Origin of the sequence: Pseudotabrizicola sp., assembly GCF_030656345.1 — a bacterium.
In the GTDB taxonomy this organism is placed as follows: Bacteria; Pseudomonadota; Alphaproteobacteria; order Rhodobacterales; family Rhodobacteraceae; genus Pseudotabrizicola.
Genome location: NZ_JAUSNR010000017.1, coordinates 14,433 through 35,628 on the forward strand (window position 1 = coordinate 14,433; position 21,196 = coordinate 35,628).

30 protein-coding genes are annotated in these 21,196 nt (G+C 62.6%); 17 read left to right on the top strand and 13 right to left on the bottom strand.

Going from position 1 to position 21,196, the window contains the following annotated elements; translation table 11 throughout:
* The first annotated feature begins 84 nt into the window (after positions 1-84).
* The 3 genes from Q7J44_RS10030 to Q7J44_RS10035 all read left to right on the top strand — a co-directional run bounded on the left by Q7J44_RS10030 (position 85) and on the right by Q7J44_RS10035 (position 1,405).
* The gene (locus Q7J44_RS10030; RefSeq protein ID WP_304879433.1) at positions 85-747 is read left to right on the top strand and encodes an HPP family protein; all 663 of its coding nucleotides are present in this window, start codon (positions 85-87) and stop codon (positions 745-747) included.
* 232 nt (positions 748-979) lie between these two features.
* A complete protein-coding gene (locus Q7J44_RS23305; RefSeq protein ID WP_370692988.1) occupies positions 980-1,147 on the top strand; it encodes a pseudouridine synthase in 168 nt (55 codons plus the stop codon).
* 45 nt (positions 1,148-1,192) lie between these two features.
* Positions 1,193-1,405, top strand: coding sequence for a hypothetical protein (locus Q7J44_RS10035; protein ID WP_304879435.1), 213 nt, complete (start codon positions 1,193-1,195; stop codon positions 1,403-1,405).
* A gap of 323 nt (positions 1,406-1,728) precedes the next feature.
* Here Q7J44_RS10035 and Q7J44_RS10040 read toward each other — a convergent pair whose 3' ends face one another.
* A complete protein-coding gene (locus Q7J44_RS10040) occupies positions 1,729-2,034 on the bottom strand; it encodes a hypothetical protein (RefSeq protein WP_304879437.1) in 306 nt (101 codons plus the stop codon).
* On the opposite strand from Q7J44_RS10040, the gene Q7J44_RS10045 reads away from it, so the two are divergent.
* Together Q7J44_RS10045 and Q7J44_RS10050 are read left to right on the top strand one after the other, a co-directional pair.
* A complete protein-coding gene (locus tag Q7J44_RS10045) occupies positions 2,027-2,311 on the top strand; it encodes an FtsX-like permease family protein (protein ID WP_304879439.1) in 285 nt (94 codons plus the stop codon). The two genes, Q7J44_RS10040 and Q7J44_RS10045, sit on opposite strands and share 8 nt — an antisense overlap.
* Before the next feature lie 93 nt (positions 2,312-2,404).
* Positions 2,405-3,130, top strand: coding sequence for an ABC transporter ATP-binding protein (locus Q7J44_RS10050; RefSeq protein WP_304879441.1), 726 nt, complete (start codon positions 2,405-2,407; stop codon positions 3,128-3,130).
* Between the two features lie 459 nt (positions 3,131-3,589).
* Here Q7J44_RS10050 and Q7J44_RS10055 read toward each other — a convergent pair whose 3' ends face one another.
* From Q7J44_RS10055 to Q7J44_RS10095, 9 genes are all read right to left on the bottom strand, one after another.
* Positions 3,590-3,874: a DUF6522 family protein gene (locus Q7J44_RS10055; RefSeq protein WP_304879443.1), complete on the bottom strand. Its 285-nt coding sequence runs from the start codon at positions 3,872-3,874 to the stop codon at positions 3,590-3,592.
* A gap of 3 nt (positions 3,875-3,877) precedes the next feature.
* Complete coding sequence (ccoS, locus tag Q7J44_RS10060; protein ID WP_304879446.1) at positions 3,878-4,072, bottom strand: cbb3-type cytochrome oxidase assembly protein CcoS; 195 nt, start codon at positions 4,070-4,072, stop codon at positions 3,878-3,880.
* A complete protein-coding gene (locus Q7J44_RS10065; RefSeq protein WP_304879448.1) occupies positions 4,069-4,878 on the bottom strand; it encodes a DUF2189 domain-containing protein in 810 nt (269 codons plus the stop codon). The genes ccoS and Q7J44_RS10065 overlap by 4 nt, the downstream gene beginning before the upstream one ends.
* 11 nt (positions 4,879-4,889) lie before the next feature.
* Positions 4,890-5,045, bottom strand: a complete 156-nt coding sequence (locus tag Q7J44_RS10070; RefSeq protein WP_304879450.1) for a hypothetical protein — start codon at positions 5,043-5,045, stop codon at positions 4,890-4,892.
* Positions 5,042-5,908 carry a cytochrome-c oxidase, cbb3-type subunit III gene (gene ccoP, locus Q7J44_RS10075; RefSeq protein WP_304879452.1) on the bottom strand — a complete coding sequence of 289 codons (867 nt, stop codon included), beginning with the start codon at positions 5,906-5,908 and terminating at the stop codon, positions 5,042-5,044. Before ccoP ends, Q7J44_RS10070 begins: the two co-directional genes overlap by 4 nt.
* Positions 5,899-6,063, bottom strand: coding sequence for a cbb3-type cytochrome c oxidase subunit 3 (locus Q7J44_RS10080; RefSeq protein WP_304879454.1), 165 nt, complete (start codon positions 6,061-6,063; stop codon positions 5,899-5,901). Before Q7J44_RS10080 ends, ccoP begins: the two co-directional genes overlap by 10 nt.
* Positions 6,060-6,794 carry a cytochrome-c oxidase, cbb3-type subunit II gene (gene ccoO / locus Q7J44_RS10085; protein ID WP_304879456.1) on the bottom strand — a complete coding sequence of 245 codons (735 nt, stop codon included), beginning with the start codon at positions 6,792-6,794 and terminating at the stop codon, positions 6,060-6,062. Before ccoO ends, Q7J44_RS10080 begins: the two co-directional genes overlap by 4 nt.
* 3 nt (positions 6,795-6,797) lie before the next feature.
* Positions 6,798-8,423, bottom strand: a complete 1,626-nt coding sequence (gene ccoN, locus Q7J44_RS10090; protein WP_304879458.1) for a cytochrome-c oxidase, cbb3-type subunit I — start codon at positions 8,421-8,423, stop codon at positions 6,798-6,800.
* 88 nt (positions 8,424-8,511) lie between these two features.
* A complete protein-coding gene (locus tag Q7J44_RS10095; protein ID WP_304879459.1) occupies positions 8,512-8,952 on the bottom strand; it encodes an Rrf2 family transcriptional regulator in 441 nt (146 codons plus the stop codon).
* A gap of 86 nt (positions 8,953-9,038) precedes the next feature.
* On the opposite strand from Q7J44_RS10095, the gene Q7J44_RS10100 reads away from it, so the two are divergent.
* The 4 genes from Q7J44_RS10100 to Q7J44_RS10115 all read left to right on the top strand — a co-directional run bounded on the left by Q7J44_RS10100 (position 9,039) and on the right by Q7J44_RS10115 (position 12,329).
* On the top strand, positions 9,039-9,539 hold the full coding sequence (locus Q7J44_RS10100; protein WP_304879461.1) for a group III truncated hemoglobin: 501 nt from the start codon (positions 9,039-9,041) through the stop codon (positions 9,537-9,539).
* The gene (locus Q7J44_RS10105) at positions 9,526-10,125 is read left to right on the top strand and encodes a 5-formyltetrahydrofolate cyclo-ligase (RefSeq protein WP_304879463.1); all 600 of its coding nucleotides are present in this window, start codon (positions 9,526-9,528) and stop codon (positions 10,123-10,125) included. The genes Q7J44_RS10100 and Q7J44_RS10105 overlap by 14 nt, the downstream gene beginning before the upstream one ends.
* A gap of 179 nt (positions 10,126-10,304) precedes the next feature.
* Positions 10,305-11,456 (top strand): copper-containing nitrite reductase, encoded by a 1,152-nt coding sequence (nirK, locus tag Q7J44_RS10110; RefSeq protein ID WP_304879465.1) that lies wholly within the window; start codon positions 10,305-10,307, stop codon positions 11,454-11,456.
* A 66-nt stretch (positions 11,457-11,522) separates the two neighbouring features.
* Positions 11,523-12,329, top strand: coding sequence for an SUMF1/EgtB/PvdO family nonheme iron enzyme (locus Q7J44_RS10115; RefSeq protein WP_304879467.1), 807 nt, complete (start codon positions 11,523-11,525; stop codon positions 12,327-12,329).
* A 109-nt stretch (positions 12,330-12,438) separates the two neighbouring features.
* Here Q7J44_RS10115 and Q7J44_RS10120 read toward each other — a convergent pair whose 3' ends face one another.
* Positions 12,439-12,873, bottom strand: coding sequence for a pseudoazurin (locus tag Q7J44_RS10120; RefSeq protein ID WP_304879469.1), 435 nt, complete (start codon positions 12,871-12,873; stop codon positions 12,439-12,441).
* A 97-nt stretch (positions 12,874-12,970) separates the two neighbouring features.
* Between Q7J44_RS10120 and Q7J44_RS10125 the strand changes: the two genes are divergently transcribed.
* Positions 12,971-13,669, top strand: a complete 699-nt coding sequence (locus Q7J44_RS10125; protein WP_304879470.1) for a Crp/Fnr family transcriptional regulator — start codon at positions 12,971-12,973, stop codon at positions 13,667-13,669.
* A gap of 4 nt (positions 13,670-13,673) precedes the next feature.
* Here the strand turns inward: Q7J44_RS10125 and Q7J44_RS10130 are convergent, their stop codons facing one another.
* Positions 13,674-14,861, bottom strand: coding sequence for an NnrS family protein (locus Q7J44_RS10130; RefSeq protein ID WP_304879472.1), 1,188 nt, complete (start codon positions 14,859-14,861; stop codon positions 13,674-13,676).
* 59 nt (positions 14,862-14,920) lie between these two features.
* Positions 14,921-15,130, bottom strand: a complete 210-nt coding sequence (locus Q7J44_RS10135) for a DUF1858 domain-containing protein (RefSeq protein ID WP_304879474.1) — start codon at positions 15,128-15,130, stop codon at positions 14,921-14,923.
* 138 nt (positions 15,131-15,268) lie between these two features.
* Between Q7J44_RS10135 and Q7J44_RS10140 the strand changes: the two genes are divergently transcribed.
* From Q7J44_RS10140 to Q7J44_RS10170, 7 genes are read left to right on the top strand one after another with little or no spacing between them, the layout of a single operon-like run.
* On the top strand, positions 15,269-15,721 hold the full coding sequence (locus Q7J44_RS10140; protein ID WP_304879476.1) for a cytochrome c: 453 nt from the start codon (positions 15,269-15,271) through the stop codon (positions 15,719-15,721).
* A 9-nt stretch (positions 15,722-15,730) separates the two neighbouring features.
* Positions 15,731-17,083, top strand: a complete 1,353-nt coding sequence (locus Q7J44_RS10145) for a cbb3-type cytochrome c oxidase subunit I (RefSeq protein WP_304879478.1) — start codon at positions 15,731-15,733, stop codon at positions 17,081-17,083.
* Entirely contained in the window at positions 17,080-17,886 is an 807-nt protein-coding gene (locus Q7J44_RS10150) for a CbbQ/NirQ/NorQ/GpvN family protein (RefSeq protein ID WP_304879480.1), read from the top strand. The genes Q7J44_RS10145 and Q7J44_RS10150 overlap by 4 nt, the downstream gene beginning before the upstream one ends.
* Before the next feature lie 3 nt (positions 17,887-17,889).
* Complete coding sequence (locus Q7J44_RS10155) at positions 17,890-19,770, top strand: nitric oxide reductase activation protein NorD (protein ID WP_304879482.1); 1,881 nt, start codon at positions 17,890-17,892, stop codon at positions 19,768-19,770.
* A 1-nt stretch (position 19,771) separates the two neighbouring features.
* Positions 19,772-19,948, top strand: coding sequence for a hypothetical protein (locus Q7J44_RS10160; protein ID WP_304879485.1), 177 nt, complete (start codon positions 19,772-19,774; stop codon positions 19,946-19,948).
* Positions 19,945-20,169 (top strand): NnrT protein, encoded by a 225-nt coding sequence (locus Q7J44_RS10165; protein WP_304879487.1) that lies wholly within the window; start codon positions 19,945-19,947, stop codon positions 20,167-20,169. The genes Q7J44_RS10160 and Q7J44_RS10165 overlap by 4 nt, the downstream gene beginning before the upstream one ends.
* Positions 20,166-20,864: an NnrU family protein gene (locus Q7J44_RS10170; protein ID WP_304879489.1), complete on the top strand. Its 699-nt coding sequence runs from the start codon at positions 20,166-20,168 to the stop codon at positions 20,862-20,864. The genes Q7J44_RS10165 and Q7J44_RS10170 overlap by 4 nt, the downstream gene beginning before the upstream one ends.
* The last annotated feature ends 332 nt before the right edge of the window (positions 20,865-21,196 follow it).

Here is a 21,196-nt window from a genome sequence, read left to right on the forward strand (position 1 = left end):
CCGACTGGGCCATCTCTAGTCCGGCGCAGTCTGGTCAGCTTGCGCTCGTTTGGCCCAGTCATCGGGCCCACAAGCACGGGTATCATGGTGGCCGGAGCGGCCGGATCCGGTCTTGTCTTGTTGATCTGGGCAGTCGCTTTGGTTTTGCTCAGTGTCGATTTGTCGACGGGCGCGGCTCTGATTGCGCCGATGGGAGCGACGGCCGTGATCTTGTTTGCACTGCCAAACAGTCCCCTCGCGCAGCCGTGGTCGGCGGTGGTGGGCAACTCCGTGTCGGCCCTAATGGCACTCTGGGTTCATCAGGTGGTGGATGATCCGGCACTCGCCGTCGGAGCCTCCGCATTTCTAGCGCTTTTGGCAATGCTGGTGACGCGGTCCCTGCATCCGCCGGGTGGTGCAGTCGCACTGACTGCGTCGCTTAATCCCCACATGCTCGATGAGTCAGGTTTCGATTTTGTGCTGTTCCCGGTTCTGTGTGGCACCATTGGTCTGGTCTGCGCCGCAATGCTCTGGCACCGTCTGATCGGCCGCACTTACCCCTTCAGGCAACCGCATGTGGCCGAAGCCAAATCCGGCACTGACCAGCATGCCCATTTGCTGCCCGGCCTTGACGCAGAAGACCTCGCGGACATTCTTGCAACGTATCGGCAATCGGCAAACCTGGGTGTTGAGGATCTTGCACGGCTCATTGCGGCAGCCGAGCAGGTCGCGGCGGACCACTCACGCCAGCAAGAAACGCGAAGGTAGTGGGCAAAGTTCGGAACTCCTGCGTTGACAAACTCTTGTCATCTATGGGTTTCGGCTCAGTCCGCCAAATGGCGCAACTTGCGAAAGCTGGCAGGAATTTTCCGAATGCCGCCATGCTTTTAGATATCACCAAGTGCGTCCCTGCCCCGCCGGGCTGATCAGCCCGCACGCAGATCGACAGGGAACCGCCTGATCCTGTCGCGGGCGTAATCATCCCGACAAACCCCTCGGCATGACCTGTTCGCACAAATATTCCGGCGCACGGGTCTATGACATTCTGCAGGAGCTCCGGGGGCGGCGCAATCGGGCGATCTCCACCATCGGCCGCATCAACAAAAAGACCTCCGGCCTATTGCTGCTGACCGATGACGGCGAATTTCTGCATAGGGTCATTAGATAAAGGCGGTATCTCAAAAAAAACAACTGCGCCCAACTGGCCCGCCCGATGGATGGCTGTGGATGCGATCTATTTGCATCGGGTCTTCTGACGCTGGAAGCCGAGGCAAAGCCGCTGCTCCTTGCAGAACTTGAGGTGGTTTTCGCCACCGAGGGGCTGCTCACCGTTAGAGAAGGGCACTACCATCAGGCGCGACGCGTGTTTGCAAGCACCGGCAACTATGCCGAAAAGTTGCATTGCGAACGTCTGGATGGCCTGTGAATCCCCAAGGGCACGACCCCCGGTGAGTGGAGGCTTTTGACTGACGAAGAAGTATCCCTGATCTTTGGGCAAGACGGGGCGCGTTTTCCCGAGCCTAGCGTGGTGCCTGCAATGCACCTTTGCAAAGGTGGCATGAGCACATGCTGCTAGTTGCATGGCACGGAGTTTGCACGCCTTTGGCCAATTCCCGCCGCAGGCCTGCACCCACTCTCGGTCGTGTGGTGCCGCGCGATCTACAATCGTCCCCACCGTTTGGTTAAGGTGCATGAACAACCGAGCAGACTGTGCCGGTGATCGGTCTGTCGGAAAAGACGAGCTACGGCTCAGTAGTTCCCCGCTCGGTGCCTTGAGCAAAAAAACCCTTTGCAATACGCCGGCTCTGCAAACATGGCGGCGATCATTGAAAACGCTGCCGCGACAACCGGCACATCAGGCTCGTCGCTCGACCTTGCAAGAATGACAGGTTCGCGCGCGGCAGGATCGCTGATCGCAACCGTGGCAACCTTCGCCTCATCGTAGGCCAGGCTACCGGGAGGGCGGGTATAGCAGATCCCCACACCTTCGCCGTTAGCGGCAAGGCTGCGCATAATTTCAAGTGACCGCATCCTGATTAAGTCGGTGGTGGACAAGGCCCGCAAGCAGTTCGGCCTGTTCCTTGGCATCCTCTTGACCGTGTCCGCCGTAGTGATCGCGCTGATCATCTACACAATGACGATGGAAAAGCTGAAACAGATCGCCACACTGAAACTTATCGGCGCGCCAGACCGCGTGATCATCGGGCTGATCGTGCAGCAGTCGCTGGCACTTGGGGCGGTGGGGCTGATGCTGGGGTTGGGTCTGATCCTGACCGTCAGGACTATTTCCCGCGCCGGGTGCTCCTGGAGCCGGTCAACGCGCTGGCCCTGACGGGGATCATTCTGGTAGTCTGCGTGCTGGCCTCGAGTCTTGGCGTGCGCGCAGCGCTGAAGGTGGACCCTGCCACCGCTTTGGGGGGCTGATATGTCCGATGACAGCCGCCGAGTGATTGTGGACATCAAGGGAGTCGCCAAGCATTATGGCGACGGCGACGCGCGGGTTGATGCGCTGCGCAACCTCGATCTGTCAGTGCATGCGGGAGAGGTCGTAGCGCTGCTCGGCCCATCTGGGTCCGGCAAGACCACACTTCTGAACATCATCGGCTGCATCATCGGCTGCATCATCGACCCGTCTGAGGGGCAGGTCAGTCTGGATGGCGAAATGGTCTTTGATGGCAAATGGTTGCGCGGTGACCTGCGCCGCCTGCGGCTGGACAAGATCGGGTTCATTTTTCAGGCCCATAACCTGCTGCCCTTTCTGAACGCCACCGACAATGTGGCGCTGGTGCTGCAACTGGCGGGCAAGACCGCCGCTCAGGCGCAGGCCCGCGCGCAGGAACTGCTGGATTACCTTGAGGTTCGCCACCGCGCCCGCGCCATGCCCGCGCTGTTGTCGGGCGGCGAGGCGCAGCGGGTTGCAATCGCCCGCGCGCTGGCCAACAGCCCGCGCATCATCCTGGCCGATGAACCCACGGCGGCGCTGGAAAGCATGCGCGCAGGCATCGTGAAGGATCTGTTGCGCAAACTGGCCAGCGAACAGGACGCCTGCATCATCGCGGTAACGCATGACGAAAATATACTCGACCGGTTTGACCGCCTGTTCCACCTGCGGGACGGGCGGCTGGAAAATGACAAGGGAGACAAGCCATGACAACGACACCCCCACGAGGAACAGGTCTTTGGGTCGCAGCGGGCATCGCTGTGGTGTTTGGGGCCTTGACCATCGCGTCCGGCGGACAGGCACTTTTCGGCGGTGCTGCTGCGCAAGGGTCCGTGGGCAACGCAGTGCCCTTCGTGCTGTGGTTCAACTTTCTATCGGGCTTTGCCTACGTGCTTGCCGGGATCGGGATTTTCTTGCGCAAGCATTGGGCGACTGCCTTGGCCGCCGCTTTGTCATTGGCCATTTTGGCGGTGTACGCGTTCTTCGGCCTGCACGTCTTGCGCGGCGGCGCCTACGAGGCACGGACGGTTGGTGCGATGGTCTTGCGCGCAGCTGTCTGGATCGGCATTGCGATCTACTTTTGGAGCAAGACATCGCCTGGATCGCCGCACGTCTGGTGCCAACAAGGCCGAGTGGCTTCGTTCGGTGGCCGGACCGAAGCCGTCGCATTCAATCGGTTGGTAGGGTGCGAATGGCGTTGGCCCGAGCGACGGGAAACATTGCCCGCGTCAGCAACTCGCCCTCTGCGTTTACGGTCAGCCGCAGCGCCCGTCCAGCATGGCGGAAGGTCAGCCGAAAGCGGCCAAGATCAGCGTCCACTCCCGCCTCGCAAAGACTGGTGACCTCTCCCTTGCGCATTCGCGCCTGAAAGGTCGAGGGATCAAGGCCGAACGCTGTGGCGATCAACGATGCATCCACCTCAAAGCCGCCCGTCGTGATGGTGACAGCGGTCATGCTTTAGCCTGCATCTGGTTGCGCATGGCTATTCCTCAACAGTTCGAGGGGCGGCAAGGGTTGGTCGGGTGTCGTCAGGATACGCGCCCCCGCGCCGTCAAGATCCTCATACTGATTGTGGCGCATGGACCAGAAGAAAGCACCAAGACCAGTAAGGCCAAGGGCAATCGACACAGGGATCAGGAACAGATAGCTCATGATTCCGCACCCCGCACTGCTGGCCGCATTGAGACCCAGGCGTGCCAGGTGCCGTGCCCTAGCAGCGGAAAGATCACGATCAGGCCCAGCAGGCCCGTCACCGCCGACAGCGCAAATCCGGCCACCACAATCGCTCCCCACGGCAGCACGGCGCGCAGGTTCTGCGTGGTCAGCGCAAAGCTGGTGCAAAGCGCGGTCAGCGCGTCAACGCGGCGCTCCAGCAGCATCGGGATGGAAAACACGCTGATCGCCATGGCAAAGGCCGCGAACAGGCCGCCAACCGCAGTCCCCACCCCGATCAGCGCCCAACCGCGCGGCGTGGTCAGCAACTGGCCAAGGATCTGGTCGTACCCCGGAAATGGCAGCAGTCCGTAAAACAGCGCATACAAAAGATCCGCCGCGCGCAGCCACAGCATCACCAGCAGACACAGCAGCAGCCCCGCGAACACCAGCTGCCCTCCTGACCGCGGATGCGTCATGATCATGTTTGCCAGCGTCACAGGCTGCCCAGCCTGCAAGCAGCGGCTTTTCTCGTAAAGCCCGATCGCCAGCAGCGGCCCCACCACCAGAAAGCCCGACAGCGCGGGCAGGATCAATGAGGGCAACCCTATCGCGATCAGCCCCCACATCACCGCCATCGACAGCGCAAAGACCGCAAGGCCGTAAGCCAGACTTTGCACCGGGTTGGTGCGGAAATCAGACCATCCGGCGGCAAGCCAGCTGAGCGCAACCAAAGGCGGCAGGTTTCGCGCAAAACCGGGGGTGGCGCGCAGTCGGGGGGCGATGACGGGAAGGGGTTCCAACATGGCGTGCGTCCTCAGCAGGCGGGTTTGGCGGCGGGCCGGGCGGCATCCACCAGCACGCAGCCGGGGGCCGTGTCGAACGCCAGCCGCACGAATTGACAGTTTGCCGCGAGGACCAGCACCAACCCGGCGGCGGCGGCAAGGATTGCCCAGTGGCGCGGCGCGATCATGGGGCGGCTCCCGCTAGACCCTCGACATACAGGGCCATCGCGCGGATTTCAGCCTCGCTCAGCCGCGACTGCCAACTTGGCATCTGGCCCTGACGCCCGGCGATCAGGGTCTGCCGGATGCTGGCCGCATCCCCGCCGTAAACCCTATCCGCATCCGTCAGGTTCGGCGCACCGCTGGCCTCGACGCCCCGCGCATCCTCGCCGTGGCAGGCAGCGCAGTTGGTCTGGAACAGCACCGCCCCTTCGGCGGGGTCTGCGGAGATCACGCCGTTGCCCAGCGTCTGGACGTAATCGGTCAGCACCAAAATCTCTGCGCGGGTCAGCAACTCGTCGCGGCCAAAGGCGGGCATCTGGGCAAAATGCGTGTCGGGATGGGCCGCGTTGATGCCAACCCGCAGGGTTGTGGAAATCTCGTCCGCCGTGCCGCCCCAAAGCCAGATGTCATCGTTCAGGCGCGGGAAACCCGGTCCGCCGATGCCGCCCGCGCCGTGGCAGGCCTGACAGTTCTGCCCATACAGCGGTCTCGCCGTGGCAAGCGCGCGCGCCATCAGGTCGGGATCGGCGCGAATGGCGTCAAACTCCAGCGTTGCCAGCGCATCCGTCCACCCGGCGCGGGCGGCGTTGGCGGCGGCAAGATCGGCGGCGACGGCCGTTTTCTGATCAATCCCCAGCAGGCCCTTGGTAAAACTCTGCCCCAGCGGCCATGTCGGCAACAAAAACCATGCCACCAGCGCGTAAAGATGGGTCACGACCATGAACGCGAGCACGATGCGCGGCACGGGAGAGTTCAGCTCCTTGATGCCGTTCCAGTCATGCCCGGTGGTCAGATAGCCCGAAACGGGATCGCGTTCTTCTACGGACATGGGCGGTCCTCGGCGGTCAAGATAGACTTGGCGGCGTGTTCGGCGCGGGCCTTGTGGGACGGGCGATAGGTGTGCACCACCACGACCCCGAAAAACCCCATTAGGTAGAACAGGCCGAAGGTCTTGGCGATGATGACAAAGGTTTCGTGGGTCATTGCTGCACCTGCGCGGCGTCAAGGGCGTAGGGGGCTTGGGTCAATTGGCCCAGAACTTGCAGGTAGGCCACCACCGCATCCATTTCGGTCAGCCGTGCCGTGCCCGAAAAGCGGCGCAGCGTTGTCGCCTCGCCGTAGCGCCCGGCGATCCCAGCGGTGTCGCCGTCAGGATTGGCCTGGGCTGCCGCATCGCGAGGGGCATTGGCGATCATGTCATCGGTGTAGGGCACGCCCAGAGTGCGCAGCGCCGCCAGATGGTCGCCCAGATCGGCCACAACCAGTGGCGTGCTGTTAAGCCACGGATAGGCCGGCATGATCGAGGTCGGCACCACAGCGCGCGGATTGATCAGATGCGCCACATGCCAGTCGTCGGAATACTTGCCCCCCAGCCGCGCGATGTCGGGCCCGGTGCGCTTGGACCCCCACAGCATCGGGTGGTCATACTGGCTTTCCGCCGCCAGCGAATAGGGACCGTAACGCTCGACCTCATCCCGCAGGGTGCGGATCATCTGGCTGTGGCAGGCATAGCAGCCTTCGCGGATGTAGATGTTGCGGCCCGCCAGTTCCAAGGGCGTGTAAACCCGCATGTCGGGCAGGGTTTCCACCGTCTCGTCTATGGTGAACAGCGGCGCGATCTCCACGATGCCGCCAACGCTGGCCGCCAGAATGATCCCGATCACCAGCGCAATTGAGTTCTTTTCCAGATTGTAGTGGGCTTTGAACAGGGCCATGGGCTACTCCGCCGGTTGGGGGGACAGGGGGCGGTCGGCGGCCGCATTGCGCGCGCCCCGCACAGTCAGCCAGATGTTGACAGCGCCGACACAGATACCTGCCAGGAACAGCGAACCACCCACCACGCGGGCGATGTAGTAGGGGCGCATCGCTTCCATGCTGTCGATGAAGGAATAGTTCAGCGTGCCCGCGTCGTTATAGGTTCGCCACATCAGCCCTTGGGTGATGCCCGCGTTCCAAAGGGCAAAAACGTAGGTCAGCAGCCCAGCCAACGCCAACCAGAAGTGCCATTCCACGAGCTTGGGCGAATACATTCCGGCACGGCCCCAGATCTGCGGGATCAACGAATAGAACGCGCCGAACGTGACCATGGCGAGCCATCCCAAGGCACCCGAATGCACATGCCCCACCGTCCAGTCCGTGTAATGCGAAAGCGCGTTGACCGGGCGGATGGCGAGGAACGACCCCTCGAATGTCGACAGACCGTAAAACACCGCTGCGACGAACATGAACCGCAGCGTTGCGTCATCGCGCACCCGGTGCCACGCCCCGTTCAGCGTCAGCAGCGCATTGCCTGCCGAGGCCCAGCTCGGCACAAGCAGCATCACCGAAAACGTCATCCCCAGCGTCTGCACCCAATGTGGCAGAGCGGTATAATGCAGATGGTGCGATCCAACCCAGAGGTAGAAGAACGTGATCCCCCAGAACGAAAGGATCGACAGCCGGTAAGAAAAGATCGGCCGCTGCGCCCGCACGGGCAAGTAGTAATACAGCATCCCCAGAAAACCCGAGGTCATGAAGAACGCCACCGCGTTGTGGCCATACCACCACTGCACCATCGCATCTTGAACGCCCGAAAACGCCGGATAGCTCTTCGCGCCGGTGAAGCTGACCGGCAGGGCCGCAGAGTTCACGATGTGCAACATCGCCACCACGACGATGAAGGCGAGGTAATACCAGTTGGCGACATAGATATGCGGCTCGGCCCTGCGTTTGAGCGTGCGCAGATACAGCACCAGATAGACCACCCAAACGATGACCAGCCAGATGTCGGCATACCATTCGGGTTCAGCATATTCCTTGGACTGGGTGATGCCCATGAAATAGCCACTGACCGCCCAGACGCAGAACAGATTATAGCCGATCAACACAAACCATGGGCTAAGTTGGTCGGCCAGACGCGCGCGGCAGGTGCGCTGCATGACGTGGAACGAGGTGGCGATGAGCGCATTGCCACCAAAGGCAAAAACCACCCCCGTGGTATGCACCGGACGCAGACGCCCATAGCTGGACCATGCCTGCCCGAAGGTCGCATCGGGCCAGACCATCAGCGCCGCCACCCACAACCCAATAGCCATGGCGAACACACCCCAGACCATGGCAAGCAGAATGCCCACCTTGATCGGATCGTCGTAATACTGCTGCATCCGCGCGGGGCTTGGCAGCGGTTCCTCCAGCACTCCGCCCACCGCGAACACCAGCATAAGGCCCAAAGCCAGCGCCATGAACCCATGCACAGCAATCGGGTCGTGGTTGCCAAGCGCCGCCATCGTCAGCCCCAGCAGGGCCAGCACGACTGAAAGGGCCATTGCCATGTTGCGTTCAGTTCGGGTGAGTTGGGCAATCATTTATCTGTCCTTCGCCGTTGCGGCAGGGATCGGGCAGGCACAACATCCAAAATTTGGTTCCGCAGCCAAAGATCAGCCATTTTCTGTGTCAAAGCTGCGTGCCTGACGGAGGGCCGAAATTGGGCCTGGGCCCAAGCGCGATGTCGGCAAGGGTCGAGCGGTCAAGCGCCGACAAAAACGCCGCCTCGGCGCTGCGTAACCGAGCTTTCAGGCGGCAGCAGCCTGTGATCGTGCAGTCGCCCCCGTTTGCCGCAAAGCATTCGACAAGGGCCTGCCCTTCCTCCAATAGCCGCACAATCGCCCCGACGCTGACCTCATGCGGGGCACGTGCCAACACGGCCCCCCCGCCCCCGCCGCGCCGCGTGGCGACAATGCCTCCCTGCGCGAGTCGCTGCATGATCTTGGTGAGGTGATTGCGCGAAAGGCCGAATTCGCCTGCCAGCTCTGCCGTGGAAAAAGCGCGATCCGGCGCGCTTGCCATCCGCATCAGCATTCTCAGGCCGTAATCGGTGAAGGAAGTCAGACGCACGCGCAGGCCTTTCCAAGGAATAAGTATTTACAATACCTATTATCAGGACTAGGCACTTGCGCAACCCTAAAAATCTGGATGCCCCCATGACCGAAAATGCCCAAACGCCCCCGATCCGGTCTGCCCGGCCAGAGATCACAGCGACACTGATGGTTGAAACCGGGCTGGATGAGGCGATCCTGACCACGCTGGTTCACCGGTTCTACGACAAGGTCCGTGCCGACCAAGTTCTTGGCCCAGTTTTTGCTTCGCGCATAACTGACTGGGACCCCCATCTGGAACGGATGGTCGAATTCTGGGGCTCGGTTGCACTGATGACCGGTTGCTATCACGGCTCGCCGGTCGCCAAACACGCCGACCTGCCGGTGACATGGGCGCATTTCGAACACTGGCTGGTGCTGTTTCGTGAAACCGCAGGTCAGGTCTGCCCACCCGTCGGGGCGGCCCACGTGATCGCCCGTGCCGAGCGCATCGCCCGGTCATTGAACCTGGCGGTTGAGGATGCGGCCCGCCCTCACGCCCAGCCCCCTAACTTGTCAAGTTCAACCGGCCCCCAACCCGTAGGAGGAGCGGATGGCAGAGCCTGAGGAAAACGGCAGGGATGCGGACAATGTGGCGCAGTGGCGCGACGCTCAACGCTTTCGGCTGTTGCAGATGCGGGCTGACTTGCCTGTCGCTGACCGCGTCGCCGCGTCAGAGGCGGTCGCAGTTCATCTCGACCGCCTGCTCGCACAACGGTGTGGTGATCTGTCCGGGCTGACGATTTCCGCATGGTGGCCGATCAAGGCCGAACTGAACCTGCGGCACTGGATGGAACGACAGATCACAAAAGGCGCACAGGTCGCACTGCCGGTCGTGGTAACACGGGCGGCCCCACTCATTTTCCGTCCTTGGACGCCGGACTGCCGGATGGTGCAAGGCTTTTGGAAGATACCGGTGCCCGCCGACGGGCCAGACGTGGATCCGGACATCGTCCTTGCACCCTTGGTGGGCTGGGATGATGCCGGTTACCGCCTTGGCTACGGCGGTGGTTACTTTGACCGCACGCTGGCGACATTTGCCTTGCGCCCCATTGTCATCGGCGTCGGGCTGGCCGCAGCGCACCTCCCCACGATCTTCCCGCAGCCACACGACATAGCAATGGACGAAATCGTGACCGAGGGCGGCGCATAGGGTCGCGCCCTCTGACAAGCGGATCGCTCGTTTGCCACTCCGGCGACGCCAAAGGCGACCCTTGTCGATCAGGTAAAGCATCTGTCCACATCCGCCCAAAACGTTGTTGCGGCACAACGAAGACGAAGGAGCATCAGGCTAGATCTCGGGAAACGACCAACTCCCGAAAGGAAAATCAGATGCTGACCAGACGCGCTGCACTCATGGGGGCCGCACTGGTTGCCGCCTCGCCCTATGTTCTCAAGACCTCCGTCGCGGCGGAAGAGGTGATGGACACTTCGGGCGCTGCCCCGGTCGATCTGTCGGCGATGAAGCGCCGCAAGGTCAAGCTGGTCGCGCCGCCTTTCGTGCATGCGCATGAACAGGTGGCGACGGTCGGCCCGCAGATTGTCGAATTCGAGATGAAGATCATCGAGAAAGAGATGCAAGTGGACGAGGACGCCTGGATCCAAGCGATGACCTTCAACGGTTCGGTCCCCGGTCCGCTGATGGTGGTTCATGAGGGCGATTATGTCGAGCTGACGCTGTTCAACCCGCCGGAAAGCATGATGCAGCACAACATCGATTTCCACGCCGCCACCGGCGCGTTGGGCGGCGGGTCGCTGACACTGGTGAACCCCGGCGAAAAGGCGGTGCTGCGATTCAAGGCGACACGCCCGGGGGTGTTTGTCTATCACTGCGCGCCGGGCGGCCCGATGATCCCCTGGCACGTCGTGTCGGGCATGTCGGGTGCGATCATGGTGCTGCCGCGCGACGGGCTTAAGGACCATCTGGGCGCGCCGGTCTCCTATGACCGCGCTTACTATATCGGCGAGAACGATTTCTACATTCCACGCGGCGAGGATGGTGCCTACATGCGTTTTGCCGATGCGGGGGAAAGCTACTCCGACACGCTGGAGGTGATGAACGGCCTGATCCCATCGCATGTGGTGTTCAACGGCCGGGTCGGCGCGTTGACCGGCGACAAGGCGCTGACGGCGGAACAGGGCGAAACTGTTCTGTTCATCCACAGCCAGGCCAACCGCGACACCCGCCCGCACCTGATTGGCGGCCATGGCGATCTGGTTTGGGAGACGGGCAAGTTCAACAACCTGCCCGAGCGTGATCTGGAGACGTGGTTCATCCGCGGCGGATCGGCGGGGGCTGCGCTGTACACGTTCCTGCAGCCCGGCGTCTATGCCTACGTCAACCACAACTTGATCGAGGCGGTCAATCTGGGGGCCACGGCGCATGTGATCGTCGGCGGCGACTGGAACAACGACCTGATGGAACAGGTGGTGGCCCCGGTCGAATACGATGTGGCCCATGAGGGGCGCAGCGCGCTGCCGTAAGGCGGGTCAGCAAGACAGATGGGCAGCCCCTTCCAAGGGGCTCCCTTTTCAATCCGGAGGGCCGTCATGAAACGTCGCATCGCAGGTGCATCACTGGTCGTGGCCACCCTTGGGGCTGTCGCAGTGCTGTGGCCCGCCCCAAGCCCCCTTGCCGCCCCCGAAACCGTGCATCTGGCAGCCGCCCTTCAGGACTACCGACCGGCGGGCGAGTTTCGGCAAGGAACCCGCGTCATCGACGCCCCGCCGCTGCAACAAACGGCCAGCGCCTTCGACATCATGAAATACCACGTCACCGAAGCCGACTATGCGCTTTGCGTGGCCGAGGATGCCTGTCCTGCCCTGCCCTCCAAGGGGCGTAAGGACTTTGCCCAGACGGGCGTCAACTTCACCGATGCCACCGCCTATGCGTCGTGGCTCTCGGCGCGCACCGGGCAAAGCTGGCGCCTGCCAACCGATGCCGAATGGCTGCGCGCAGCGGCAGAACGCGGCAGCGAAGACGGATTTTCCGCCGAGGCCAATGGCACCGACCCGTCGCGCCGCTGGATCGCCGCATATCTGCGCGAGGTGGAATTGCGCGGCGAGGCAGACCTTGATGCCCATCCGATCGGGAATTTCGGGGTCAACACCGCAGGCGTGGCCAACATGGCGGGCAACATCTGGGAGTGGACCGAGACCTGCTTTCAGAACGGCACGCTAAGCCCTGACGGCGCGGCAATCCTGACGCAATCCGACTATTGCGGCGTGCGGGCGGTGCAGGGCAAACACCGTGCCTTCGTCATCGACTTCATCCGTGACGCAAGGTCAGGCGGCTGTGCGGCAGGCGTGCCGCCGGATTATCTGGGTTTCCGGCTGGTGCGCGACAGCATCGGCTGACCTATCGTGTTCTGGCCCATCGCGCTCTGGCCAAACTGGAAATGGCCAGGCGAAACCAAAAAAAGGGCGGCCCATATGATGGGCCGCGCTTTTTATCATGCTATTTCAACTACTCGGCGATCTGGCCGAGCAGCGGTTCAAACCGGGTCTTTGCCTTGCCCTTAAGTTCGACGGCCATGACCGCGTCCTTGTTGACGGGCGCACCGGCCTGGATCAGAGCGACCATGCCCATCGACAGGTGCGGGGTGCATTTCACGCCATACAGGCCTTCGGCGGTCAGGGTCAGGATGTAATCCTTGCCCATGTCACTTTTGAATTCTTCGACGCCTTCGGGCAGCATACCCTTGATGCCTTCGGCATTGTGACCCTTGTCAGTGGAGATGAAGGTGATGGTGTCACCGACAGCCGCCTTCACAAAGGCGGGCTCGAACACCATGGCACCTTCGGCCCCTTTGTTCAGCATTTTCACCTCAAAGTTCTCGGCAAATGCGGCAGAGGTCAGCAGCAGCGTGGCAAGACTGGCGGCGATCAGTTTCGGGAACATGGCTTGTCCTTTCTTGGAACAGTAGCGATTGGTCTTGCATCGGTTCTAGGCTAAGGTCGCGCGCGGCTCGTTGTGCTGCCACAACATCGGAGGCTTTGTGTTAAAGAAACTTGACGAAAGCCTGCTGACCGACCTGCCCCCGTTCCGCAAACTGTCCCGCCCACAGATCCGCGAGATTCTGGACGCGGCATCCCCCTTGCGGTTCGATGCCGGTGTGGCAGTCTTCAGCGAGGGCGCGCCGGTCGAGCGGTTCTTTCTGCTGATGGACGGCCATATCCGGGTGATACGCACCACACCGGGCGGCGATCAGATCATCGCGCTGCACATCGCACCCGGGCAGTTGTTCGGCATCGGCGCTGCCCTCGGTCGCACCACCTATCCCGCCACGGCAATGACGGCCGATGAGTGTCTGGCACTGGCCTGGCCCAACCGGCTGTGGGCCACATTCACCGAACGCTATGACGGCTTTGCCACCGAAAGCTACCGCGTGATCGGTGAAAGGGTCGGCGAGATGAACAACCGCATCGTCGAGCTGGCAACGCAGGCGGTGGAACAGCGGGTTGCCTGCGCGATCCTGCGTCTGATTACCCAGACCGGGCGAAAGGTCGAGGGGGGCATCGAGATCGGGCTGCCGATCACCCGTCAGAACATCTCGGACATGACCGGCACCACGCTCCACACCGTCAGCCGCCTGCTCAGCGGGTGGGAGCGTGACGGAATCGTGATGTCAGAGCGCCGCAAGATCACGGTGACCGCGCCGCATCAACTGGTGATCCTCAGCGGGGCGTCCGCCTGACACATCAGCGGCCATTCGGCTGACGCCGCGCCGGGTTGGGCAGGGTCAGCAATGGGGCAAAGCGCCAGACAAAGGCACTGAAACCCGCCGTCCACAGCGCCGCCGCGATCCACAGGCCCAAGGGCAGCGGGACGGCCACCCGCGCAACCGCCGCCAAAGCCACGCAAGCAAAGGCTAGCGTCAAGACAGGCCCCGCCTCCAAGGCGCGCCCAGTATGCCCCAACGAAGCGCGCATCATCACCGCCACCGTCATGCCGCCAAAGCCGCCGATCCCCAGCAGATGATACCCTATGGCAGGCGGGACATCCGCAAGGGCCGACAGACCCAAGGCCGCAAGCCCCGCCGGAATGAATCCAAAGGCCACATGCAGCATCAGGACCAGCGGTGACGACCACACCCGCCACCCCCGCCAACGCAGCATCCGCACGCCCTGCCCCACACCGGCCAGCCCCAAAAAGACCCCGGTCAGCAGCGACATCGGCCAGATCACCCAGACCAACAGCGCAAGCAGCGTAGCGCCGAGGCTGACCGCATCAAACCGCCCGAACGGGATCGGCAGCGGACCCGGCTCGGGCGACTGCTTGACCAGCCAGTTGCGCGTAAAGCTGGGGATGATCCGTCCACCAATCAGCCCGATCAGCATCACCACCATCGCAAATCCAAGGCGACGGCCATAGTAGGCAGACCCTGCAATCATCGTCTCAAGGTGAAACGTGATATTGGCCGCAAGATACAGCAGCACGGGTGCCACGACCTTCAGATTGCTCCAGTTGCGCCCCGCCACAATCTCGATCGTGACCATCACCCTGATCGCCGCCATGAAGGCGCAGTCAGCCACCATAACTGCAACCTGTCCAAGCCCAAGCGCACCAGCGACTGCCAACCGCCCGGCCAGCCACAGCGCGGTCAGCGCCATCAGGGGCCAGCCGCGTGTGGGCATGCGGCCGGTCCAGTTCGGAATGGCTGTGAACAGAAATCCCACAATCACCGCAGACGTATAGCCAAACAGCATCTCGTGGATGTGCCAATCCAGCGGCGAGAACGGGCCGGTCACCGCGATCTGGCCTGACCAGATCGCCATCCACAGCGGCACGATCAGCATCGCGAACACGCCCGCCCCCAGAAAGAACGGGCGAAAACCATAGCTGAACACGGCGGGGCCGCCATAAGGTGCTGGCGTGGATTTGGTCATCGTCTGGGCCTTTGTCTTTGTCTCACACGCCTGCCGGGGCTGCGTATGAAGGGCGAGTTTCACCTGGCAACCGCCGCGCGCAGTTCGGCACGGAACAGCGCTTCCTCCAGCCCGTACTCGGCACAGGCGTCGATCACCGTGTGAAACGGGGCGATCGGGCAGCCAAAGCAGACCATGCGATGCGATAGAAAAACGGTCGCTGTTGCGGGCCAGTGGGAGAACAGCAACCGCAGCGGGAGATCGGGGTCGTCCATCCTTGGGCCGAACATGGTGCCTCCGCTGCGCAGGACGTGCCGTTTGTGAACCCTGCCCGCATCATCCGTCCTGGTCGTTGTGCTGGAACAACGTCCGCGCGTTCAGCCGTGGGTAGAACCGTGCCATCCGCAACCATCGCCAGGACCGACCCAATGTCAGAGATCCTTACGAAGTCACGGGCCAGGAACATTTTTTACGGTGGATCGCTTTTTTTCGTCGTTGTGTTCGTGCTCATGACCATCCATTCGCACCGCTATGTGGTCAATGTCTCCACCGCCGGCATGCCACTGACGCCCGAGGTCATCCTGGGTAAGCATGTCTGGGAGCGGCACAGCTGCATCAACTGCCACACCCTGCATGGCGAGGGGGCGTATTTCGCACCAGAACTGGGCAATGTGATGACCCGTTGGGGCGTGCTGGAAGACCCCGAGGACGCTTACCTCACGCTGGACGGCTGGATGGCCGCCCAGCCCAGTGGCATCGAGGGGCGGCGTCAGATGCCCCATTTCGAGATCACCCCCGAAGAGATGCGCGCCCTCTCCGAATTTCTGCGGTGGGCCGATCAGACAGACACCCAAGGTTGGCCGCCAACGGATGCGGGCTAGGAGAAAGACATGAAATATCAATCGCAAAAGGTGGCCTATGCCTATTTCCTTGTCGCCATGGGCCTGTTCGGCATTCAGGTGTTGGGTGGTTTGCTGGCGGGTTGGGTCTACATCTCGCCCAACACGCTGTCCGAGGTGCTGCCCTTCAACATCATCCGCATGATCCACACCAACGCGCTGATCGTCTGGCTGCTGCTGGGCTTTTTTGGCGCTGCCTATTTCCTTGTGCCCGAGGAGTCCGAACGTGATATCTGGTCGGTCAAGCTGGCCTATTTGCAACTGATCATCTTGGTGGTCGGCACCCTTGGCGCGGTGGCAGGATATCTCGTCGGGATCCATGGCGGGCGCGAATTTCTGGAGCAACCGCTCTGGGTCAAGTTCGGCATCCTTTTGGCGGCGGTGATCTTCCTTCTTAACATCTCGATGACCGTGCTGGCGGGCCGCAAGACGGCCATCACCGGCGTGTTGCTGACTGGCCTGTGGCTCCTGTCGCTGCTGTGGATCTTTGCCTTCATCAACCCCGACAACCTGAGCCTGGACAAGATGTACTGGTGGTTCGTGGTCCACCTTTGGGTTGAAGGCACATGGGAACTGGTCATGGCGGCCATCCTTGCCTTCCTGATGTTAAAGCTGACAGGCGTTGACCGCGAGGTGGTGGAAAAGTGGCTTTACGTCATCGTCGCCACCGCGCTGTTTTCGGGTATCCTGGGCACCGGCCACCATTTCTACTGGATCGGCCTGCCGGAATACTGGCAGTGGACGGGTTCAATCTTCTCGGCGTTCGAGGTGGTGCCGTTCTTTGCGATGATGTCTTTCGCCTTCATCATGGTCTGGAAAGGTCGGCGCACGCACCCCAACAAGGCGGCGCTTCTTTGGGCCTTGGGTTCGGCCACGGTGGCCTTCTTCGGCGCGGGGGTCTGGGGCTTTCTGCACACGTTCCATGGCGTGAATTTCTACACTCACGGCACGCAGATCACCGCAGCACACGGCCACCTTGCCTTTTACGGCGCATATGTGGCGATGAACCTTGCCATCATTACCTACGCCATGCCGCTTCTGCGAGGCCGGGCACCCTACAATCAGGTGCTGAACATGATCTCATTCTGGCTGATGACCGGGGGCATGGCGTTCATGACCTTTGTGCTGACCTTTGCGGGCACCATCCAGACCCACATGCAGCGCATCGTCGGCGATTACTACATGGACGTGCAGGACCAGTTGAGCCTCTTTTACGTCATGCGCTTCGGGGCGGGCATTGCCGTGGTGCTGGGGGCGATCCTGTTCATCTACAGCCAAGTCGTGGTGCGGCGTGAGGTCATCACCCCGAACACGATGCCCGAACCGGTGGGAGAGGCAACATGAACGCGCTGACCCCGGACCGGGCAGATGCGTTGGCCCCCTACTACCGCCCCGTTGCAGAGGAAGTGACCCTGTTCGAAGCGGCCCATGCCAACGGTTTGCCCCTTCTTCTGAAGGGGCCGACCGGCTGCGGCAAGACGCGGTTCGTGGAACACATGGCCGCACGGCTGGGCCGCCCGCTCTACACCGTCGCCTGCCACGATGACCTGTCCGCCGCAGATCTGATCGGGCGCTACCTGCTGCGCGGTGGTGCCACCGAATGGGTCGATGGCCCCCTGACCCGCGCCGTGCGGGAAGGGGCGATCTGCTATCTGGATGAGGTGATCGAGGCGCGCAAGGATGTGACCGTCGTCCTGCACCCCCTGACCGACAACCGCCGAACCCTGATGATCGACCGCACCGGCGAGGAACTGGTGGCCCCAGCGGGCTTCATGCTGGTGGCCAGCTACAACCCCGGCTACCAGAACATCCTGAAACGGCTGAAGCCATCCACCCGCCAGCGGTTCCTGTCGATCACCTTCGGCTTTCCAGATCCTGCCACCGAAACCGCTGTGGTCGCCCGCGAAAGCGGGCTGGATGCGGTGCGCGTGGCCCCATTGGTGCGGCTGGCCGGTCACATCCGGGCGCTGTCGGGCATGGATTTGGAGGAAGGTGTATCTACTCGCCTGCTGATTTATGCCGCGACCCTGATCGCCGGGGGCATGCCGATAGACCGCGCCTTGCAAGCCGCCGTGATTGAGCCCCTGACGGACGAGCCTGACGTGGCACAAGCTCTGCGCGACGTCATCGCTTCGGTCTACGGTTAAGTCATGGCGCTGCACCCCAAAGACCTTATGGAGCCTGAGGAAACCGTCGGCAACCTCTGGCACGGAATGGCCCAGCGTCTGGCCCCCGTGGCAGGCTTTGCGGCCCATGCCGTAGCGCTTGAGGCCGTGCGCCCCGGTGTCACACTCCTTTTCCGCGCGCTTGGTGGCAAGCCGGGGGTCGAGGTGGCGGCCAGCCCCGCCACCGCCTCGCGCCACCGCCGGGGGGTGGGCGCGCATCTGGCCGAGGCGCGGGTGATGGAACATGTCGCCACGTTTGACGGTGATACCCTGCGTTTGCCCGCAGCAATGGATGCCTTTCCGGATACCACCCTGAACCGAGCGGCCTACCTGTGGCTGGCAGCACTGGCCGCCACTGCAAAGCCCTATACGCCCCCTACTGATCTACTGGCGGCCGATCTTTCACATCTTGCCGCGATGGAAGCCGCCAGCGCTCGCGCCCTTGCGCTGTGCCCCGGCCTGCGCGCGCCCCATGCCGCGCTTTGCGCCTATCTCGCGGGCGCGCTGCGACTTTACCCTGCATCAGCCGCTGAACGCTTGGCCGCCGAGGACTTGGGCGCCCTTCTCATGGGCAATCCACTTGCCACTTACGCCACACCTCCCGCCCCGCGCAGCTACGCCCCCCTGCCGCCCGTGCCCGTGCACCTGCGCCTGGACCGCCCCGCGCGCAGCCAAACCGCCGCCCCCGGCGAGGAAACCACCACCGCCCCGCCCGGGGTCGCCACCGCCACCCGCAAGCAGGCCAGGCGTGAAGACAACGAGCAGGCCAACCGCACAGACAGTTTCATCATGCACCGGTTTGAGTCGATCTTCTCGTGGGTCGAAAGCATGGGCCTGAACCGCGCGACCGACGATGACGATCTGGAAAACGCCCAGAAGGCGGCCGAGGATCAGGACCACATCGCCCTGACCAAACACCACAAACGCGCCGCCACCCGGCTGCGGCTGCACCTGGATCTTGCCCCGCAAGATGCCGACCACGAACGCCTGTCCGATACCTTCACCTATCCCGAATGGAACCACCGCGCCCGTGCCTATATGCCCGATCACACCCGCGTGCTGGAAGCGGAAGGGACGCAAGGCGATGGTTTCGTCCCCGATCCGCGCCTGATGGCACGTGTCCGGCAGCAGTTCGAGGCATTGCATCCCCGCCGAATCATCCTGCCCCGTCAGGTGGACGGGGCCGAGCTTGACCTTGGCGCGCTGATTGCGGCCCAAGTCGCCATCCGCGCAACGGGCCAAGGCAGCGACCGCATCTTCCGCAACCTGCGCAACGTGGAACGAGATCTGTCGGTAGCGATCCTGATGGACTGCTCCCGCTCCACCGAATCCGTCGTCGGCACCCGCAGCATCATCGACACCATGCGCGAGGCTTTGGCGGCTCTCGCAGGCGGTATCGACGCCGCGGGCGACAGGCTGGCGATCTGGGGTTTCTCGTCGCTCCGCCGCGACAGGGTGTTCCTGACCCGCTGCAAGGGCTTTGATGGCCGCGTCACGCCCGAAGTCACCGCCCGCATCGGCGGTCTGATCCTTGGCCACTATACCCGTCTTGGGGCAGCGATCCGCCACGCCACGGCCCAGCTTGCCGCCGAGCCTTCAGCACGCAAGCTCCTGCTGGTGCTGACCGATGGCAAGCCAAACGACCTTGACCATTACGAGGGCACCCATGGCATCGAGGACAGCCACATGGCCGTGCGAGAAGCCCGCCGCTTGGGCCACGCCGTGCATGGCGTGATCGTTGATGCCGACGGGCAGGATTGGTTCGCGCGCATCTTTGGCCGCGCCGGGTTCACCCTGCTGCCCGACCCCGCCCGGCTGGGCCGCGCCCTGCCTGATATCTACCGATCCCTGACCTTGGAGAGCTGACATGCGCCTGCCCCTGATCCTTTTCGCGATCTTGACCCCCGCCCTTGCCGCCACCGAAACCTTTCAGCGCCCGATTCCTCAGCCGCAAACGGCCGAGGCGGAATTGGCCTATCTCGCCGCCTCACTGATCTTCCTTGCGGCGCTGGTCGCCGTGCAGTGGCTGGTCAGCCGCAGATGACTGCGCAGGTAAGCGTGGAGCGTCTGTTCCTGTACCTCTATCCGTTTGGTGCTGGGGCTATGGCGGTCAATGTGTTTTTCGCCTCGCTGATCTGGTCGTGGATCGGCTGGCCGGTGCTGACGCCTGTGCACTCGGTGCTTGGGGGTGCTTTGCTGGGCGTGCCCGCCACCTGGGCCTTTGCTCGCCATATCAGGCACCTGATGGAAAAGGCCGACCCATGATCCTGTCGGGTTGGGCAGAATTCGCGCTTGCGCTGGTTGTGTTCATGGCGTCCCACTTCCTGCCCCGAATGGGCGGCCTGCGCGAAACCCTAATCGCCAAGATCGGTCGCGGCCCTTATTTTGCGGGATACGGGATAGTCTCTTTGGTGGTGCTGCTCTGGCTGATCGGGTCCGCCATCCGAGCACCCTTCATAGAGCTTTGGGACGCGTCTGAATGGACCCGGAAGGTGCCCACTGTCGTGACGCCCTTCGCGATGTTTCTGGCCGTGATCGGCATCGGAACCCGCTGGCCTTATATCCTTGGAAGCAAGACAGGCATGGCGTTTGACCCGGCAAACCCCGGTCTGGTCGCTCTGACCCGGCACCCGGTGCTATGGGCTTTGGCGCTTTGGTCGGCGGCACATCTGCCGCCAAATGGCGATCTTGCGCATCTACTTCTGTTTGGCGGATTTGCAGGCATGAGCCTTGCCGCAATGCCGATGTTTGACGGCAGGGCAAAGAACGCGATTGCCAGCGACGACGCGGTCCGGGCGTTTCAAGCGGCACCTGTTCTGTCACTGGCACCACTATTCGAACCGACATGGCTAATCGAAAATCGGCGTGATTTGGCATGGCGTCTGGCCATTGCTGTGGCGATCTGGGCCGCGGCGTTTGGTCTGCATAGCGCTGTGATTGGCGTTTCGCCAAGCCCATGAAGGTCAGACGTGGCCCGCTTCACGGCTTGCCAACGCATGTGCTCGCCCATTCTCGCGCAATCCGGTATCCAGACCGTTAGGTTCAGCATCACCCCACGACAGCAGCCGTGACTGTAGATAGGCCAGCCGACGGCGACTTGTTCGCTCGTAAGCCTTCCATGAAAGGCGTGCAAAAAAATTCACGCAAAGTAGGGCGCGAAGGCCACCCCCACTCGCCAGCAACGCGCCGATCGTCCCGGCCATCAAAGGCGAGGGTCAGATGGTGAGGGCCACCAGGTTGTTCATAGTGAACACAGTCGTAATCCAGAGGACGAGCACAGCATTGCTTGCGC

Excerpts from the sequence above, each read along its gene's own strand:
- Q7J44_RS10030 (WP_304879433.1), top strand. The coding sequence starts at position 85 with ATGGTGGCCGGAGCGGCCGGATCCGGTCTTGTCTTGTTGATCTGGGCA.
- Q7J44_RS23305 (WP_370692988.1), top strand. The coding sequence starts at position 980 with ATGACCTGTTCGCACAAATATTCCGGCGCACGGGTCTATGACATTCTG.
- Q7J44_RS10035 (WP_304879435.1), top strand. The coding sequence starts at position 1,193 with ATGGATGGCTGTGGATGCGATCTATTTGCATCGGGTCTTCTGACGCTG.
- Q7J44_RS10050 (WP_304879441.1), top strand. The coding sequence starts at position 2,405 with ATGTCCGATGACAGCCGCCGAGTGATTGTGGACATCAAGGGAGTCGCC.
- Q7J44_RS10055 (WP_304879443.1), bottom strand. The coding sequence starts at position 3,874 with ATGACCGCTGTCACCATCACGACGGGCGGCTTTGAGGTGGATGCATCG.
- ccoS (WP_304879446.1), bottom strand. The coding sequence starts at position 4,072 with ATGAGCTATCTGTTCCTGATCCCTGTGTCGATTGCCCTTGGCCTTACT.
- Q7J44_RS10065 (WP_304879448.1), bottom strand. The coding sequence starts at position 4,878 with ATGTTGGAACCCCTTCCCGTCATCGCCCCCCGACTGCGCGCCACCCCC.
- Q7J44_RS10070 (WP_304879450.1), bottom strand. The coding sequence starts at position 5,045 with ATGATCGCGCCGCGCCACTGGGCAATCCTTGCCGCCGCCGCCGGGTTG.
- ccoP (WP_304879452.1), bottom strand. The coding sequence starts at position 5,908 with ATGTCCGTAGAAGAACGCGATCCCGTTTCGGGCTATCTGACCACCGGG.
- Q7J44_RS10080 (WP_304879454.1), bottom strand. The coding sequence starts at position 6,063 with ATGACCCACGAAACCTTTGTCATCATCGCCAAGACCTTCGGCCTGTTC.
- ccoO (WP_304879456.1), bottom strand. The coding sequence starts at position 6,794 with ATGGCCCTGTTCAAAGCCCACTACAATCTGGAAAAGAACTCAATTGCG.
- ccoN (WP_304879458.1), bottom strand. The coding sequence starts at position 8,423 with ATGATTGCCCAACTCACCCGAACTGAACGCAACATGGCAATGGCCCTT.
- Q7J44_RS10100 (WP_304879461.1), top strand. The coding sequence starts at position 9,039 with ATGACCGAAAATGCCCAAACGCCCCCGATCCGGTCTGCCCGGCCAGAG.
- Q7J44_RS10105 (WP_304879463.1), top strand. The coding sequence starts at position 9,526 with ATGGCAGAGCCTGAGGAAAACGGCAGGGATGCGGACAATGTGGCGCAG.
- nirK (WP_304879465.1), top strand. The coding sequence starts at position 10,305 with ATGCTGACCAGACGCGCTGCACTCATGGGGGCCGCACTGGTTGCCGCC.
- Q7J44_RS10115 (WP_304879467.1), top strand. The coding sequence starts at position 11,523 with ATGAAACGTCGCATCGCAGGTGCATCACTGGTCGTGGCCACCCTTGGG.
- Q7J44_RS10120 (WP_304879469.1), bottom strand. The coding sequence starts at position 12,873 with ATGTTCCCGAAACTGATCGCCGCCAGTCTTGCCACGCTGCTGCTGACC.
- Q7J44_RS10130 (WP_304879472.1), bottom strand. The coding sequence starts at position 14,861 with ATGACCAAATCCACGCCAGCACCTTATGGCGGCCCCGCCGTGTTCAGC.
- Q7J44_RS10135 (WP_304879474.1), bottom strand. The coding sequence starts at position 15,130 with ATGTTCGGCCCAAGGATGGACGACCCCGATCTCCCGCTGCGGTTGCTG.
- Q7J44_RS10140 (WP_304879476.1), top strand. The coding sequence starts at position 15,269 with ATGTCAGAGATCCTTACGAAGTCACGGGCCAGGAACATTTTTTACGGT.
- Q7J44_RS10145 (WP_304879478.1), top strand. The coding sequence starts at position 15,731 with ATGAAATATCAATCGCAAAAGGTGGCCTATGCCTATTTCCTTGTCGCC.
- Q7J44_RS10150 (WP_304879480.1), top strand. The coding sequence starts at position 17,080 with ATGAACGCGCTGACCCCGGACCGGGCAGATGCGTTGGCCCCCTACTAC.
- Q7J44_RS10155 (WP_304879482.1), top strand. The coding sequence starts at position 17,890 with ATGGCGCTGCACCCCAAAGACCTTATGGAGCCTGAGGAAACCGTCGGC.
- Q7J44_RS10160 (WP_304879485.1), top strand. The coding sequence starts at position 19,772 with ATGCGCCTGCCCCTGATCCTTTTCGCGATCTTGACCCCCGCCCTTGCC.
- Q7J44_RS10165 (WP_304879487.1), top strand. The coding sequence starts at position 19,945 with ATGACTGCGCAGGTAAGCGTGGAGCGTCTGTTCCTGTACCTCTATCCG.
- Q7J44_RS10170 (WP_304879489.1), top strand. The coding sequence starts at position 20,166 with ATGATCCTGTCGGGTTGGGCAGAATTCGCGCTTGCGCTGGTTGTGTTC.